This is a genomic window from Calothrix rhizosoleniae SC01, from assembly GCF_900185595.1.
GTDB lineage: Bacteria > Cyanobacteriota > Cyanobacteriia > Cyanobacteriales > Nostocaceae > Calothrix_A > Calothrix_A rhizosoleniae.
In genome coordinates, this window is record NZ_FYBH01000037.1 from 1 (window position 1) to 16,848 (window position 16,848).

Here is a 16,848-nt window from a genome sequence, read left to right on the forward strand (position 1 = left end):
CCTCGCTCGTGTGGAAGGCGAGGGGGCAATGTATGTAAAAATCAAAAACAATCAAGTAAAAGAAGTCAAACTGAAAATTTTTGAACCACCCCGGTTTTTTGAAGCATTTTTACGGGGACGCAAATATAGTGAAGCACCAGATATTACTGCCCGCATCTGTGGTATTTGCCCCATTGCATATATGATGGGTGCTGTTCATGCTATGGAAGATTGTTTTGGAGTTGAAGTTACTAGTGCCATTCGGGTAATGCGCCGGCTGATTTACTGTGGCGAGTGGATGGAAAGCCATAGTTTACATATATTTATGTTGCACGCTCCCGATTTTCTGGGTTATGACAGTGTGGTTGAGATGGCAAAGGATTACCCAGATATTGTTCAACGAGGATTACGCTTAAAAAAAATCGGCAATCGGATTATGTCTTTGGTTGGCGGTAGAGAAGTTCACCCGATTAATGTGCGGGTGGGTGGCTTTTACAAAATGCCCATAAAGCGAGAGTTACAGTCCCTAGTCCCAGATTTACAGTGGGCAATAGAAACTGCCGAAGCAACAGCACGTTGGGTGGCTGGGTTTACTTTCCCTGAATTTGAGCCAGACTACGAATTTGTGGCACTGCAACATTCCCATGAGTATCCAATCAATGAAGGGCGTTTGGTTTCTAATAAAGGTTTGAATATCCCGATTAGTGAATTTTATGATTCCATTGCCGAAATACATAAACCTCATTCTACAGCGTTACATGCAAACATCAAAGAACGGGGAAATTACTTTGTTGGGCCTCTAGCACGTTACAATTTAAACTTCGACAAACTCACACCCCGTGCTCAAGCAATTGCCCAAGATATTGGTTTAGGGGAATTTTGTAGCAATCCCTTCCAGAGTATTATTATCCGTAGTTTAGAAGTATTATATGCAGCTCAAGAAGCACTGCGTATTATTGAAAACGCAGAAACATCCAGTCAATCAGTGATTGAATATACAATTAAACCCGGTACTGGACATGGTTGTACCGAAGCACCTAGAGGCATTTGCTACCATCGCTATCAACTTGACGAGCAAGGGGATATTCTCGATGCTAAGATTGTACCTCCTACATCCCAAAACCAATCAACTATTGAAAAAGACCTGTGGCAATTCGTTGAAGAACATATAGATTTACCAGACGAAGAGTTACGGCAACAATCTGAGCAAGTAATTCGCAATTACGACCCCTGCATATCATGTTCAACCCATTTCCTCAAGCTTGATGTCGAAAGATAAGCATAACCAGGAAATATTACTGATTGGCATTGGTAATAAATTTCGCCAGGATGATGCCTTGGGGTTAGTGGTTGTGGAAAAATTTCGCAACCAACTACCCCCAGAGATCAAAATTATGGAAGCATCTGGAGAAGGGGTGGCGCTGATGGAATTATGGCAAGGTGCTACAACAGTTTATTTGTTTGATGCTGTGAACTCTGGGGCTGAAGTAGGGAAAATTCATCGCATTGATGCCAATGTACAAACAGTACCGGCAAAGTTTTTTAGTTATTCTACCCATGCTTTTAGTGTTGCTGAAGCAGTGGAACTAGCAAGGAGTTTAAATCAACTCCCGCCCAAGTTAATTATTTACGGTGTAGAAGGGAAAAATTTTGCCCATGGCATTGGGTTTTCTCCACAAGTTGAGCAAGCGGCAGAAGAAGTATTACAACAAGTAATCGTAGAATTACTGAGGGAATTAATGTAAATCCTGTATATCTTGACCGAAAAAGAAAAGGATACAAGCCCCCAAATTTATGATGCTGTGGGTCAATTAAGTGATACTATGTCCGCCTGCTCCCTGCTCTTCCTGCCAGGTATTATTTTTTTTCCAAATGATATGTTTCCGATTGGAAATGGGTACTATAAGCTTACTCTCACAGTAGCTAAGAAGCATCTATAGTTACTGTGATGAAGAAAAGTATATTTTACATAATTTTGAGGTGAAGTTATTCTATGGCAACATTATTATTTCTAGGCTATAAATTAAATAATTCATCTTCAATCATTTACCAAAATGATTTATGAATAAATTTTGAACCATTTAATTCATCTATTTACAGAAGTTTATTAATCTGTGCAGATTTATCAGTCAGACTTACGTAATCTTAAAAAAAAAACAATGGTTTGGAGATTTTCTCCTATCCTTGCAATAGCGAAAACACGTAATCCTTACGGAAATCATGATCAGGTTAAATTAAACATACAAAAATATTTTATTACCTCATAAGTAATTTATCTAGGCAACAGGAAATTACCCATGTCTAAGAATCGCCAGATTATTAAACAAGTTCAAAAAATCTACCAAAATATTAGCCAATATCCTGACAGTATTAAAGAACGAAGAAACTGGCTATTAAAAACTTTTTTAATAGCAAATAAGAAAGAAGACTGGGTAAATTCAGGTTTTGTGTTGCCGACAATATCATTTGTATCTTTGGTATTAGTATTGTTAACCACCGCGATATTATTTAGATCTTTTGAACGTTCTAAAAATGCTAGTAATGTTCGGGTGAATGAGACTGTGATTAACGCTGCGGAACCGGCCATTGACCGTGCTAAAGCCAAGTTAAATAAATTATTCTCAGATGCAAGATTACCACGGGCGACACCTACTGATACAGCATTAGCAAAGCATTTTGTCACATATGTTAATGAATATTCATTTGGTGATGAAAAACAGCTTAAATTAACTCAATCTGGTGAGGATGATTTACGTTCTGCATGGAGGTTCCCTGTTGATACTGATAATAATGGGAAGTATGATACTTATACCCTGTACGGAATTTACTTTAAGAATCCTCCAGTAAGTGGTGGTGTATATAGCCGTTCTCGAAATCCTCTAGAAGCAAGAGCTATACCCATGATGGGGGGTAATATCGGCGGAAGTTGCGGGGATGCAATTGGTACTAGTGCAACTCTGGTTGGTGACTCTGGTTGGTTTAAGATTGGCAACAAGTTGAAAAAAAGTTTCTTTGCTTATACTACCAATGTTCCCATTACTAATCCACCAACTGATGATGCAATTAAAGGCAAGTATGAAGCTTACAAAGGAAATCAAGGCTTCACAGCCTTAGAGTATCAACAGGAACGGGTACAACTTCCCCTGGTAAATAATGCTGTTGTTTATGAAGACGATCTCGCAATTACCCCTGGTGCTGCTTTTAACCTCAATGGACGAATTGTTACTAATAGTAACTTTCTGACTGGTAGTGCGTGGAGTACTGTCAAACTTTATCAAATTAGTAGTCCATCTTCCTGTTTCTATGAAGCTGATAATGGCAAAATTTTTGTGGGTGGGAATGTAGTTAAAGGTGAGTTTATTGGTAACTTATCAAAACATACACATGTGCATTTGTTCCAAAATGGAAAACAACCTCTTACTGATGAGAAAAAATATAGGATCAAGGAAGATGAATCCGTTAGCAATGACTCAAAAGAAGTCGCCTATAATGGTTTAGCTTATGCCAAGCGCATCAATCTCTTGGTTGATGCTCAAATGGCTAAGACTATAGATAAAGATCCTGCAGAAGTAGAGCAGAATATTACTGAGAAGCAAACACAATTGGGTTTACCGTCACCATCAACTTATGCTCAAGCCGATTCAGTTCGCCGCACAGCACTAGAATCTTACTTTAAACGACGCACCAGACGTGTACCTTATGCAGAGATTGCTTTCAATAAAACTAATACAGATAGTTTAGGGACTTACACAACTGCCAATGTTCTGCAGGGAAGTATTGATACCCTACGTCCCCCGAATGGGTGGATTTATCCTTTTGACCCTGATGATGGTAAAACTTCTACTAGTTATGCAAAACTGAGTTTACAGACCAATGGTAGTAATAAGTTACGACCTAGTGCAACTGAACCAAACCTGCTGGAAACAGATAAGCAAGGTAATGAACAATATGTAGGCGATCGCATTAGCCTGGGAAATAACTTACCCGAGCTGTGGTGGAACAACACTACTAAGAAATTTGTAGGTTCGGCGGAGGAAGACATTCAAGAAATTAAAGGCTATTACTGGGATGACCCCAATAATACTAAAACTGACAATACCCGAACCCGTCGTACCCAAATCCAACAATTACCGGATTTAGGTGCAATAGGAAGGAATGGAGATTGGGAATTAGCAGCTGCACAAAAGCCTAGTACTCCCCAAGATACCGTAGGTGGTTTACGGGTAGTAACTGGTGCTGGAATTTATTTGCCTGACTCTGCCACTCATTCAACGACTGACTTCTCTAGTTATACTACAACTGAAGTTTGGTCTGATTTACAGCCAGCAAAATATACTTCAGTTCCTGCTGATGTCAAGCCTTTTGAAATGTATGGTTTGGATATTACCTATAAAGTACCCCAACCTTCTACCGGCACTGCAGCTACTGAAGATCCATACTTGAAAATGCGGGCTACGGCAGTTTATCACTACGAAAGCACTGGTTATAGCCAGACAGATCCCACACCCATAGCTTGTGTTAGTAGCTATTATGACCCTTCCAACAGTACTACAGCAAAGAATCCATCAACTTGGAATAATGCAACTGGTGGAAAATCCAATAATGGTATAGCTTACCCACCTCCCTCTGCAAAGGTCAGTACTTACCGCAAACTACTAGATTACCAAACAACATTAACATACAATGGACGGCTGGTAAATGAACCACTGAAAGTGGCTTTGGATAAAATAGATAATAGCGATACTCTTCTGCTTTCAGACCATTCTGCCATTGATTCTGCACTGTGCGCCATTGACATTATGGCTGGTGCAAAGGCTGATGATAAGTCTGTTGTACCTCACGGTGCAATTTACGAAACTGCCTTTTTAGATCCCAGACAGGTTAAAGCCATAGACGTGACTAAGTTTAGTGGCAATTATGACCTACCGAAAAAAGATAGACAACCCCTAGAGATTCGCACCACTGTATTAGACCTGCAACTGTTACGAACAACAAAGATTGGAACCCCAACTCTAGCCGTCAATCAAGAATATCTGCTACCCAATAGCGGCATTATTTATGCTACTCGTGATGATGCACTGGCAGATCAAAGTGCAGGAAATTCAGATGCAGCCAAGCTAGAAAGCCCTGTAGATTACAAACTTGACCCAGATCGTCGTCCAAATGGCATTATGCTGATTAATGGTGAGAAATTATGGCGAGTACAAGATTATCGAGATGCGGAGAAAGGGCTAATTTTAGCTTCCAATTTGCCTGTGTACATCAAGGGTAGCTTTAATTTGCATCAGAATAAGAATGGTGCAGTAGAAGAATTTACAGGGCCATTAAAAGATAATTGGAGTAACTTCTACACTCGCACTACACTAAACGCCGACTTTGCTTGTCGTAAAGGTGATCCGAGACTACCAAATTGTAAGGTTGGTGATGAATGGCGATCCGCATCTGTGTTGGGAGATGCTGTTACTTTGCTTTCTGATAACTTTAGATTGGGTTACCGTAATGAGGGAGACTACGACTATAAGCTTGACATGTCAACGGTTCCAGCAGGATTAACCAGTTACTTCTCTGAATTTAACAGCTTTGTCCCTACACGCCAATACAACCTTGATGGGAAAAAGGATTCTAGTGACCCCAACAAACTAGAAAGCCCAATAGACCGCTATGACAACGACAGTTTCCCCAAAGACTTCGAGACTTCTACCTCTGGTTTTCAAGGCAGTTCCTATCTCAACAACTTTGTTACCCCAGTAATGAGATGGGAGCAAGCTAGGAACTATGCATATGAAATTTGTCCTCAAACCAATGTTTCTCTATGTAGCGATCCTAAACTGTGGATTATGACCACTGATACCACCAACGAACCAGCAGATTATGCAGCTCTAGGTCAAGATGCATGGTTAACTGTAAATAAGGGACGGAATACTGAAGGACAAGCCGTAACCAGTGTCCAAACGGGAACAATAAGTAATCCACCTAGTGGTAAGTGGAACGATCCTAAGTTTCCCAAAAGAATTGCCTTTAAACGGGATACGACTACTGGTGATGTAGTTACTCCCCTGCAAGTTTATGGAGAAAATAGTTCAGGAAAAATAGAGGCATTTCCATATCCATTAAAATCAGGTCAGCTGCCTGTATTAGCAAAAGATGCCAGTAATAACCCTATTTTCATACCTTGGATGAAAGCTGACAATAATGGAGATTGGCAAGAACCTATTTTACAAGTTGATAGACCTTTGGATGTTCCTCCTATCCTCAATAATAAGATTGAAAACATTACCAAAGACAACGCAGGGGGCAAACACAAGTATTGGTTGCAAGTGGCAAACGACCACACCTTTGATAATAGCGCAACTCCTAAGTGGAAGCCTTCTATTTTTAATTTAATAGTAGCTGCCGGAGACACCCCTGCCCATCCCTCAGAAGATAATGGTGGTTTGCAAAACTTTGTCCGTTTCATCGAAAATTGGGAGGTTACTTCCACACCAATACGAACAAAAATTACCGGTTCGTTTATGCAAATTGGCCGTAGTACCTACGCTACCGCACCTTATGAAGTTAGTCCAACTAAAAAATTATATCCCATAGATACTGCTAGTGGTAGAGCACCTTACTTTAAACCTCCAGGAAGACTATGGGGTTATGATGTTGCCCTACTTTCTCAATCACCAGACTACTTTGCCCAAAAGTTGGTGAGAATACCAAATGATAAACCTGATGAATATTATCGGGAAGTTGGGCGCGATGATGCTTGGATAAAAACCCTGTTATGCGCCAAAACCCTTGATGACAAACATGCTGTTGATGCCAGTCAACGCCCTAGTTGTCCATAGAAGTCCAAAACCAGAATAAGTAAGGTGGGCATTGTCCACCCTACTGGAAACCCTTAAATACACAATTATGAAATTCAAACAATACAAAATCCCCCCAAAATCTGGAGAATCTGGATTTACAATTATCGAATCCTTGATTGCAGTTGTGGTTGTTTCTGTCTTGATGGTAGCGATCGCTCCGGTAGTTGTTTTCTCCACTGCAACTCGCGTACAATCCAGAAGGGTTGAATTAGCTGCCCAAGCTGCGAAAACCTATGTAGAAGGTGTGCGAACAGGGGCTATTGGCGCTCCTGCAACTGGTAGTGGTGTGCCCACAGTAGGAAATTTAACCTGTAATGCTAATGCATACTGTACTGTTCCTGCTTCTCCTGCCAACAATTTATACTGCATAGATGGAGATGGTGGTGGTTGTACCTTGGGTAGTAACAAAGACTTTATCATTCAGGCATTTCGCAATAATGCTAATTCCGCAGATGCCACTACTGGTTATCTTTTAGGAGTGCGAGTGTATCGAGCTGATGGCTTTCAAAATGATGGAGCTTTAACAGCACCCACAACACAATCAACTGTAACTGCGGGATTAGGCGATAGGAAAGCTCCTTTGGTGGAAATAAATACGGAAATCACCAGCAATAGTGATTCATTTAACGATTTATGCAATCGGTTAAAAGATGCAAGTAATACATCTTCCAATAGTAGTTGTAACTAATAGTAAACCTCATCAGTAATCAGTTTGCTGTTCAGAGGTTTCAGCCTCCAAGAATGTCCGCTCCCTAATTGCGTAGTGCTATAAATCTGATAATTCTAATCACTGTATAAAATCTTTCTATAGAGAATATATAAAATGAGTCCCATTAATTTTTTACTCGGTAAATATATCAAGAGACCCAAAGTTATTCGAGATGCTGGTTTTACTATGGCAGAATTACTAGTAGCTAGCATTATGGCAGTACTAGTTATTACACCAATACTCGGATTTATGGTTAATCTTTTAAACACAGACAGACAAGAACAAGCGAAAGCAAGTTCAGAACAGGAAATTCAATCAGCAATGGATTATATTACCCGCGATTTACAGCAGGCAATTTATATATATGATGCAGTTGGTATAGATGCAATCAAAGCCGAACTACCTAGTCCAACTGCTACAGATAGGGCTCCTGTACTTGTGTTTTGGAAACGTGAATTTCTCAGTGATGTACTTACCGCAGCTGACAATACTAAAGATGATACTTTTGTCTACTCATTAGTTGCTTACTATTTAATTAAAGACAATAGTAACACCTGGTCTAATGCTGCTCGTATTGTTAGATGGCAAATCAGGGATGGAGTAGGGGTTACTACTGGTGTTGATTGTCCAGGATACGATGGTAAGTATGTTAGCGGTTACTGTCCGAGCTCTGGTTATGCTCCATTTAGCTTGGAAGGGGTTGGGACTATAGAACAGAAGATGAATAAGTGGAAAAGACTTAGTTCTTATACTTATAAGGACAAAGATGATAATGAAGCGACGCAAATTGTAAATCTGCCTAGCTCAGTAGTACTAACAGACTATATTGATCAGACTACAACTACCAATGGGGCACCTGGTGAAGAAGCCTGCGTCACGGGGAAAAAAGTTACACCTGCAAGTTTCACTGGTAGAACTACAAGTGAAATGACCAGCTTTTACGCTTGTGTTGATATAGTTAGGAACAGTGCACAAGTCTTTTTACGTGGTAATGCCTTGGCTCGTGTAGAAAATAGTAATATCGATTATAGTAGTGACAAAAATAATTACTTTCCCACCACAACTGTACGAGTAGAAGGACGTGGTTCATTATTTACAGAATAAATATTCTATTAGTTTAATTAGGCTAAATAAGTTAATTCGTAAACTATTACAATCTTTTTTTTTGATAATTCACTAATTCATATTTCTGCTAAAAAAAATGCAATAAAACCAAAAAAAATATTAATTCAATTGACAAAAAGCAACTTAAGATTCTAGTTTTCAATAAGAATTTAATAAACCAGATTAATAATATAAATAAAATAATATGAAACAACATACTTGGAAACTAGCATATCAAGTTAGTCAACGAGATGACTATAAACTTGCATCTAAACCCAAAAATAATGGTTTTACCTTGTTGGAAATTTTGGTAGCAGTATTCATGATCGGAATTTTATCCGCAATCGCTGCCCCTAGTTGGCTTGGTTTTATGAATAGACAACGTCTTAACAAGGCGAATGAGATTGTTTTAGCCGCGATACAGGAAGCACAGAGAGAAGCGAAAAAAAATAAGCTGGACTACAGTGTCAGTGTGAGAACGAATGGTGGTATCCCAGAAATTTCTGTTTATCCTGGTATACCCAAGTCTGTTACACCCACTTGGGAAAATTTAACTGAAAAGTTGGACATCAAGTCAGGGGAAATTATTGTCGGTACAAATTTGGTAAATATAGATACTCACAACACCCTTGCCAGTCCTGCTAATGTTGCCTTTGATAATTTAAGTACTAATAAAAAAACTGTTACATTTGATCACATGGGAGTTCTAGCAGCTAAAGAAACTGGTAGTGCTTCTGATACGATTATTAAAATTGTGGTGGCTATCCCTCAATCGACAAATTCTACAACTCCTAGCAATAACAGGCGATGTGTAATTATAGAGACTCTACTTGGTGGTATGCGAACTGCTAAAGATGATGATTGTAAATAATATAGTAGTTTTTGATGCAATTATTCTCCCATAGTAGGGAAAGATGTTTTAAGCTGTTGTGTATTTTTAATGCACAACAGCTAGTCAGAAGGAAGTCCAGATGAAAAAATTTTCATCATCAATTACCTAAGTAGAATTTTTCTTTCCCCCTGCGTTAGAAGTCAATTTCCTTGATATTATGCCCATGCAGATGCTTGGGGTTTGGCGAAAATCATCCTTCCCGCAGAAGTTTGCAAAGCACTGGTAACTATAACTCGCAATTCACCGCCAACATAACTACTACCTTCTTCTACCACTACCATAGTGCCATCATCCAAGTAACCCACACCTTGGCTGGGTTCTTTTCCTTCTTTAATGATTTTTAAATCGATGTTGTCTCCTGGTAAATAACTGGGACGTACAGCATTGACTAAATCATTCACATTGAGAACAGGAACTTTTTGCACACTGGCAACCTGGGATAGATTGTAATCGTTAGTAAGTAGGGTAGCGTTAATTTCTTGAGCAAATTTGACTAGTTTAGCATCTACTGTTGGTATATCTTCGTAGTCAATAGAGTTTATGAGAATGCGAGCACTATAATTTTCTTGAATGCGATTGAGAATCTCCAATCCCCTTCTACCCCGTACTCGTTTTTGATCTTTGCTAGCATCTGCTACTTGCTGTAATTCTTGCAAAATAAATTGGGGTAAGATAATCTGTCCTTCCAAAAAACCTGTTTCTAATAGGGTTTCAATGCGACCATCAATAATGCAACTGGTATCTAAAACTTTAGTATTAGCTGGTTTTAAAGTCCCTTCCACAACCATGGTTTCCATTGTGTTGGGATTAATTAGTCGCAGTAATCCCCGTCCGTGGGTATCTGCTACATTCATGCCAGTGTATGCGAGGACGATGCTACCCACCACTGCAACCAATGGCTTAATAAAACTGAAGTCTGGTGGAATTGGTAGCAAGAATAGTGGTGCTAGCATTAAATTAGCAATCAATAATCCAATTACTAAACCAATGGCACGGGTAAAAATTGCTTCGGGGCTCATTTCCCGGACTTGTGTTTCCAAACGACGATAACCCGTCTGAAATCTCAGTCCAACTGCACCACCAAGAATGGCTGCAAAGGCAGCGACAACCAAGCGTAATGCTTCTAAATTTGTCACCCTTTCTAAGGTACCATTTGGTAGCAGATCAGTGCTGTAGAACCCTAACCCCGCAGCTGCTAGAACGAATGAGAAAATAATAATGGCGTCAAGCATAATGATGTTGTTTTCCTACAACTGTGTTTTTGAATTCACACAAATAAGTGATTTTTATTTAATTATTAATACATACTTAAGGCTATTTATATTCATATTATGAGGTAGGGTTAACAACATTTGCAATCATTATAACCAAAGAATTTTATGGTTTATACTTTTCAGTCTGGGGTAGCAAAATAGAAATAAAGTATTAAGTAATGTCATGATTTTTCGAGATGTTAAAGCCACGAATATTAATTTAATGTTTGTAACAAAATGGAACAAAATTTAGTGTTTGCATCCGCGGTAGATGCTGCTTATATCCATATTCCATTTTGCCGTAGGCGCTGTTATTACTGTGATTTTCCCGTATTTGTGATTGGCGATCGCCTGCGGGGTGAAACGTCAGGAACAATGCACCAATACTTAGAAGTTTTATGTCAAGAAATTACTAATGCACCTATTAATGGTCAATGTTTAAACACAATTTTTTTTGGTGGTGGTACTCCTTCATTATTGTCAGTAGATCAATTACAGCAGATATTGGTAACTTTGGATCGACGATTTGGCATTTGTTCTCAAGCAGAAGTTTCTATGGAAATAGATCCAGGAACCTTCGATTTAGAACATCTATCTGGTTATTACCATGCAGGGATCAATCGTATCAGTTTGGGGGTACAGGCATTTCAGCCGGAATTATTGCAAGCTTGTGGGCGATCGCACAACCTTGCTGATATTTTTACAGCTATAGAGATAATTTGCCAGGTAGGGGTTCCCGAATTTAGCATTGATTTAATTTCTGGTTTACCTGATCAAACTTTGGAGATATGGCAAGATTCCCTAGAGCAAGCTGTAGCCATAGCACCCACCCATATATCCATATATGATTTAACTATAGAATCTGGAACTGCTTTTGGTCGCTATTATCAACCAGGTGATCGACCTTTACCCAGTGATGAAACTACTGTGAACATGTATCGGATGGCACAGCATATTTTGACTGGTGCTGGTTATGACCATTATGAAATCTCTAATTATGCCCAACCTGGGCATCAGTGTCACCATAATTTAGTTTACTGGAGAAATCGCCCTTATTATGGGTTTGGCATGGGTGCAGCCAGTTATGTGACAGGTAAGCGGTTTACCCGTCCTCGTAAGACTCAAGAGTATTACCAATGGGTAAAAGATGGGTGTAAGGTTGATTGTGAGGTGACACCAGAAGATGAGGTGTTGTTAGATACTTTGATGTTAGGGTTACGGTTAGCAGAGGGTGTGAGTTTGCAGATGTTGAGAGAAAAGTTTGGCAAGACAAATGTTGAGAATATGTACAGGATTTTGCAACCTTATATAGAAAAGGGTTGGGTGCAAATATTAGAGAGAAGATTACGGTTAAGTGATCCCGAAGGTTTTTTATTTTCTAATGTTGTATTGTCAGCATTGTTTAAAGAGTTTGATTGATAGATAGCAAGCGAGATGCTTGCATTACTTAGGGCTTGCTGATTCCTTAACCCGAACTGAGGTTAGGACAATATGTTCTAACCAAAAACTGTCAACTGTCAACTAATACCAATTCTCCAAAATAAAGCTACACATGGACAGCAGGGAGCAGGGAGCAGGGGGAGAATTATCTGCAGCCAGGATTTAGAGAAATGGTATAACAACCATCAACCGCCAACTAACAACTAACAACTGTCAATTAAAAAACGTCCTAAACATGATGGCGACTGCTATAACTACTTGATTGCTGATTCTGGAAGTCCTGTTAATCTTGCTACCTGCTCCACCGTCATTCCTTCTTGTAGTAAATTACGTGCAGTTTGTAATAGTTGTTGTTCTACCATATTTGCCCTTTGGCGTTCTTGCTCTGCTCTTTGGCTTTCTTGATAGGCGATTTCTTCAGCAGTTGGCAACAATTCTCCTTCTAAAGTTTCCCAGCGTAACCACGTAGTCTCAATGCCTTTGTAGCTACCTTGCCAACGTTGCAAAGCTAACCCCAAAGACTGACTAACTAATTGATTCTGGGAGTTGACTGGGATCGGTTGATAAATGCTATTCAGCATGGAAAATCCAGCCCAATCATCTGCATTAAAAGGGTCATACCAGAAATATTCTGGTACACGCATTTGATTTTGATAAATTAACTTTTTCTCATTTTTGTCCACTGTGGCGGTACTCTCAGAAAGTAACTCAATTACCACATCTGGTGCTTTCTCTTCTTCCCAGACAACCCAGCTTTTACGTTCCCCTTTCGGAACTCCCAACACAACAAAAAAATCTGGTCCCTTAAAATCTTTGTTCTTTACCTGTGCCAAACTGTAGTAGACAAACATATTACCGCCTACATAGCCATCTTCCCTTTGCTCTAACCATGGTTGTAAAGTATCAATGAGTAAATCCATTTGCATTTTATGACGTTGGCTTTCCATGGGAGTACCATCATCATAGGGTAGTTCTTCTTGTGTAGGTGGTAGTATCAGGTTTTCTGAAGGAGTTGTGGGGGTTTGTGTCATTTCAGTTACCAGTTATCAGTTATTAGTTATCAGTCATAACAATTCTGGATTTTGGATTATTCCACGGATAAATCAAGGGGCTTGTACTATCAAGGAATTAATCGTTATGGAAGTTACTATTTGAGATTTTCAAATTTCTCCCATGAATAATGTAAGTTAAGAATAGTACAATTATATTACCAACATGGTCAGCGATCGCGTTTTGCAAATATTTTTGAGCAAATACTAAATACACATCATGTTAGAGTACAACTTACCCAAATATTTACCTTCAGCAGACGAACTTCCCGACTCCGATGAAACGCCTGTGGATAATGAACTACAAGAATTGATCCCAGGGTTACTAAAGTCCATTTTGTTAATTCTCTGGGCTGAAAGGATGGACTGGTTATTTGCCATTGACATGGGTATATATTTAGACCCTGATGAACCGCCGATTGTCCCAGATGCATTTCTCAGTTTAGGTGTGGAGCGAGTTTATGATGAGGAATTGCGTCCTAGTTATGTGCTTTGGGACGAAAATGTCGTTCCTATTTTGACAATAGAAATAGTGTCCCCAAATTACCGCAAAGAGTATACTAAAAAACTCGCAGACTACACAGCAATGGGTGTACTCTATTATGTAATTTATTCTTCCCGTCGTCGCCGCGAACCGCGCTTGGAAGTGCATAAATTAGTGAATGGACAATATCAACTACAATCAGGAAATCCCGTTTATTTGCCAGAAATTGGTTTAGGAATTGGTTGTGAAAGGGGTAATTATAGTGGGGTGACGCGAGAATGGTTATATTGGTATGACGAAACAGGTAAGCGTTACCTAACTCCACAGGAACAAATTCAACAAGAAGCACAACGTGCCCAAACAGAAGCACAACGGGCTCAGCTGTTAGCAGAAAAATTACGGGAATTGGGTGTAGACCCTGATTCTATCAGTTAGCCCCTCATGTAGGCGCAGCCTTCTCGTAGAGTACGTTTGCACACAACCAAGAATGAAAATACCTCTGACCGACTCCCGACTCCCGACTCCCGACTCCCGACTCCCGACTCCCCATTTTCTAGCTAACCACAAAAAAACTTCTCCCCCTTTCCCAATGTACACTCCCATAGTTAAAGATTTAGTATTAGTTGGTGGTGGTCATAGTCACGTTATTGTATTAAAAATGCTGGGTATGCGTCCCATTCCAGGGGTACGCATAACCTTAATTACCGATGCATCGGATACTCCTTACTCCGGGATGCTACCAGGACATATTGCTGGTTTTTACAGTCGGGATGAATGCCATATTGATTTGCGATCGCTTGCCAATTTTGCCCAAGCACAATTATATATTGATCGTGTAGTTGGTTTGGATTTGAGCAACAACAAAGTTATTTGTGCTAATCGTCCACCAGTTAGTTTTGATCTACTTTCTCTTGATATTGGTAGTACTCCTGCCACTATATCTGTACCCGGTGCAGCAGAGTATGCTATCCCTGCTAAACCTGTGGCTCAGTTATTAACTTACTGGGAAAAAGTAACTGAAAATTTTGCCCAAAATCCCCAACAAGTAATCAAAATCGCCATTGTTGGTGGAGGTGTAGGGGGTGTGGAATTAGCACTATCAATGCAGGCTAATTTACAGGGTATTATTAGTCAGAGAGTAGGGAGCAGGGGAGCAGGGGAGCAGGGAGTAGAGGAGCAAGGAACAGGGAGCAGGGAGCAGGGAGCAAGGAGCAAGGGAGCAGGGAGCAGGGAGCAAGGGAGCAGGGAGCAGGTGAGCAGGGAGCAGGGGAGCAGAGAGCAGGGAGCAGGAGCAAGGGAGCAGGGAGCAGGGAGCAAGGGAGCAGGGAGCAGGGAGCAGGGGAGCAGAGAGAAGAAAATTATCCGCATTTGCAAATCCATTTATTTCAACGTCATCCCCAACTAATGCCGAATAATCATCAGATGGTGCGTCGTCAACTCCAAAAAATATTACAGGAGCATGAGATTCAATTACATCTGGGGGAAAATGTCACTCAAATAGAACCCAAAAATAAATCCATTGATAAATTACAACTGGGATGTGAATCTGGTTTCACAGGTGAATATAATCATATTTTCTGGGTGACACAAGCATCAGCACCTGCATGGTTGCAAGAATCGGGACTGAAAACAGATCCCCAAGGTTTTATTCTGGTAGATGATACCTTACAATCTTTGTCCCATGACCAGATATTTGCAGCCGGTGATATTGCCACTATGGTAAATCATCCCCGTCCTAAAGCTGGGGTGTTTGCTGTGCGTCAAGGAAAACCATTATTTGCAAATCTGCAAAGATTATTACTGGGAAAATCCCTGCAACCTTATATCCCCCAAAAACAATATTTAAGCTTAATCGGTACTGGTGATGGTCAAGCGATCGCCACCCGTGGTATTTTTACCTTACCACCTCATCACCTGATCTGGCGTTGGAAAGACTGGATTGATCGTCGTTTCATGGAACGTTTCCGTAATTTTCCTCAGATGCAGGGTAATCAAAAAACAGTACCAATCCCAACTCTGTCGGAGATATCTGCACCGCAACTTTTCGCCAAACCCAAAATCCAAAATTCAATTATGCCCTGTGCTGGATGTGGCTCAAAGGTTGGTAGTACAGTCCTGACAAAGGTTTTGCAGCGTATGCAAACGACACAAGCAACTATGCAAAACCAGCAAGATATTATGATTGGTTTGGATACAGCCGATGATGGGGCGGTAATTCAGGTAACAGGGAATCAGGTTCTTGTACAAACCATTGATTATTTTCGCGCTTTAATCAATGATCCCTACACTTTTGGTAAAATTGCCGCCAATCATTGTTTGAGCGATATATTTGCTATGGGTGCAACTCCTCACAGTGCGTTAGCGATCGCTACTATTCCCTATGGTATTCCAAGTAAGGTGGAGGAAACTCTCTATCAATTATTATCTGGTGCGGTACAAGTACTCAATCAAACGGGTACATTATTAATTGGTGGACATACAACGGAAGGCGCAGAGATAGGATTTGGTTTATCTTGTAACGGCTTTGCAGATGCAGACAAGCTATTACGTAAAGGTGGGATGCAACCGGGCGATGTGTTGATTTTAACTAAAGCATTGGGGACGGGGACATTATTTGCGGCTGAAATGCATCACAAAGCTAAGGGGAAATGGATTGATGGGGCAGTGGAATCGATGTTATTGTCTAATCAATTAGGGGCTAAATGTTTATTACAATATAGTGCCAGTGCTTGTACTGATGTGACTGGTTTTGGGCTGCTAGGGCATTTGTTAGAAATGATTCAGGCTTCCGGGGTAGGGGTGGAACTAAATTTAGGCAATTTGCCCGTATTAACAGGTGCAAGGGAAACTGTAGCCCAAGGAATTGTTAGCTCCTTACATCCAGAAAATTTACAGGCATCTCGCTACATTGCTAATCTTGAATCTGTTTCTCTCCATCCCCATTATCCCTTATTGTTCGATCCTCAGACTGCCGGAGGATTATTAGCCTCAGTTCCCCCAGATAAAGCCAATGATTGTATTACTCAACTCCAAGCTTTAGGATATGGAGATAGTTGTGCGATCGCTCGAATAATCCCCTTACGTCTG

At 40.2% G+C, this 16,848-nt stretch carries 10 protein-coding genes and 2 pseudogenes; 10 read left to right on the plus strand and 2 right to left on the minus strand.

Annotated features, from left to right (window positions below; translation table 11 throughout):
* The 6 genes from CALSC_RS01965 to CALSC_RS01995 form a co-directional block, all read left to right on the plus strand.
* On the plus strand, nucleotides 1-1,258 hold a 1,258-nt coding region (locus CALSC_RS01965), incomplete at its 5' end, for a Ni/Fe hydrogenase subunit alpha (protein WP_143288126.1).
* Nucleotides 1,245-1,724 carry a hydrogenase maturation protease gene (locus CALSC_RS01970; protein ID WP_088239749.1) on the plus strand — a complete coding sequence of 160 codons (480 nt, stop codon included), beginning with the start codon at nucleotides 1,245-1,247 and terminating at the stop codon, nucleotides 1,722-1,724. The genes CALSC_RS01965 and CALSC_RS01970, both read left to right, overlap by 14 nt.
* A 552-nt stretch (nucleotides 1,725-2,276) precedes the next feature.
* Nucleotides 2,277-6,809 (plus strand): hormogonium polysaccharide biosynthesis protein HpsA, encoded by a 4,533-nt coding sequence (gene hpsA, locus CALSC_RS01980; RefSeq protein ID WP_088239751.1) that lies wholly within the window; start codon nucleotides 2,277-2,279, stop codon nucleotides 6,807-6,809.
* Between the two features lie 67 nt (nucleotides 6,810-6,876).
* A complete protein-coding gene (gene hpsB, locus CALSC_RS01985) occupies nucleotides 6,877-7,518 on the plus strand; it encodes a hormogonium polysaccharide secretion pseudopilin HpsB (protein WP_200817534.1) in 642 nt (213 codons plus the stop codon).
* Between the two features lie 135 nt (nucleotides 7,519-7,653).
* Nucleotides 7,654-8,643 (plus strand): hormogonium polysaccharide secretion pseudopilin HpsC, encoded by a 990-nt coding sequence (gene hpsC, locus CALSC_RS01990; protein ID WP_088239752.1) that lies wholly within the window; start codon nucleotides 7,654-7,656, stop codon nucleotides 8,641-8,643.
* Between the two features lie 205 nt (nucleotides 8,644-8,848).
* A complete protein-coding gene (locus CALSC_RS01995) occupies nucleotides 8,849-9,514 on the plus strand; it encodes a pilus assembly FimT family protein (protein ID WP_088239753.1) in 666 nt (221 codons plus the stop codon).
* Between the two features lie 176 nt (nucleotides 9,515-9,690).
* Here the strand turns inward: CALSC_RS01995 and CALSC_RS02000 are convergent, their stop codons facing one another.
* The gene (locus CALSC_RS02000) at nucleotides 9,691-10,767 is read right to left on the minus strand and encodes a PIN/TRAM domain-containing protein (protein WP_088239754.1); all 1,077 of its coding nucleotides are present in this window, start codon (nucleotides 10,765-10,767) and stop codon (nucleotides 9,691-9,693) included.
* 258 nt (nucleotides 10,768-11,025) lie between these two features.
* Here CALSC_RS02000 and hemW point away from each other — a divergent pair, with 258 nt between their 5' ends.
* Nucleotides 11,026-12,207, plus strand: a complete 1,182-nt coding sequence (gene hemW / locus CALSC_RS02005) for a radical SAM family heme chaperone HemW (RefSeq protein ID WP_088239755.1) — start codon at nucleotides 11,026-11,028, stop codon at nucleotides 12,205-12,207.
* A gap of 275 nt (nucleotides 12,208-12,482) precedes the next feature.
* Here the strand turns inward: hemW and CALSC_RS02010 are convergent, their stop codons facing one another.
* Nucleotides 12,483-13,259, minus strand: coding sequence for a Uma2 family endonuclease (locus tag CALSC_RS02010; protein WP_088239756.1), 777 nt, complete (start codon nucleotides 13,257-13,259; stop codon nucleotides 12,483-12,485).
* Nucleotides 13,260-13,497: 238 nt separating this feature from the next.
* Between CALSC_RS02010 and CALSC_RS02015 the strand changes: the two genes are divergently transcribed.
* The 3 genes and pseudogenes from CALSC_RS02015 to selD form a co-directional block, all read left to right on the plus strand.
* Nucleotides 13,498-14,196, plus strand: coding sequence for a Uma2 family endonuclease (locus CALSC_RS02015; RefSeq protein ID WP_088239757.1), 699 nt, complete (start codon nucleotides 13,498-13,500; stop codon nucleotides 14,194-14,196).
* A gap of 154 nt (nucleotides 14,197-14,350) precedes the next feature.
* Nucleotides 14,351-14,893: pseudogene (locus CALSC_RS28275) on the plus strand (FAD-dependent oxidoreductase); the annotation flags it as partial.
* 236 nt (nucleotides 14,894-15,129) lie between these two features.
* Nucleotides 15,130-16,848 (plus strand): annotated as a pseudogene (selD, locus tag CALSC_RS27980) (selenide, water dikinase SelD); the annotation flags it as partial.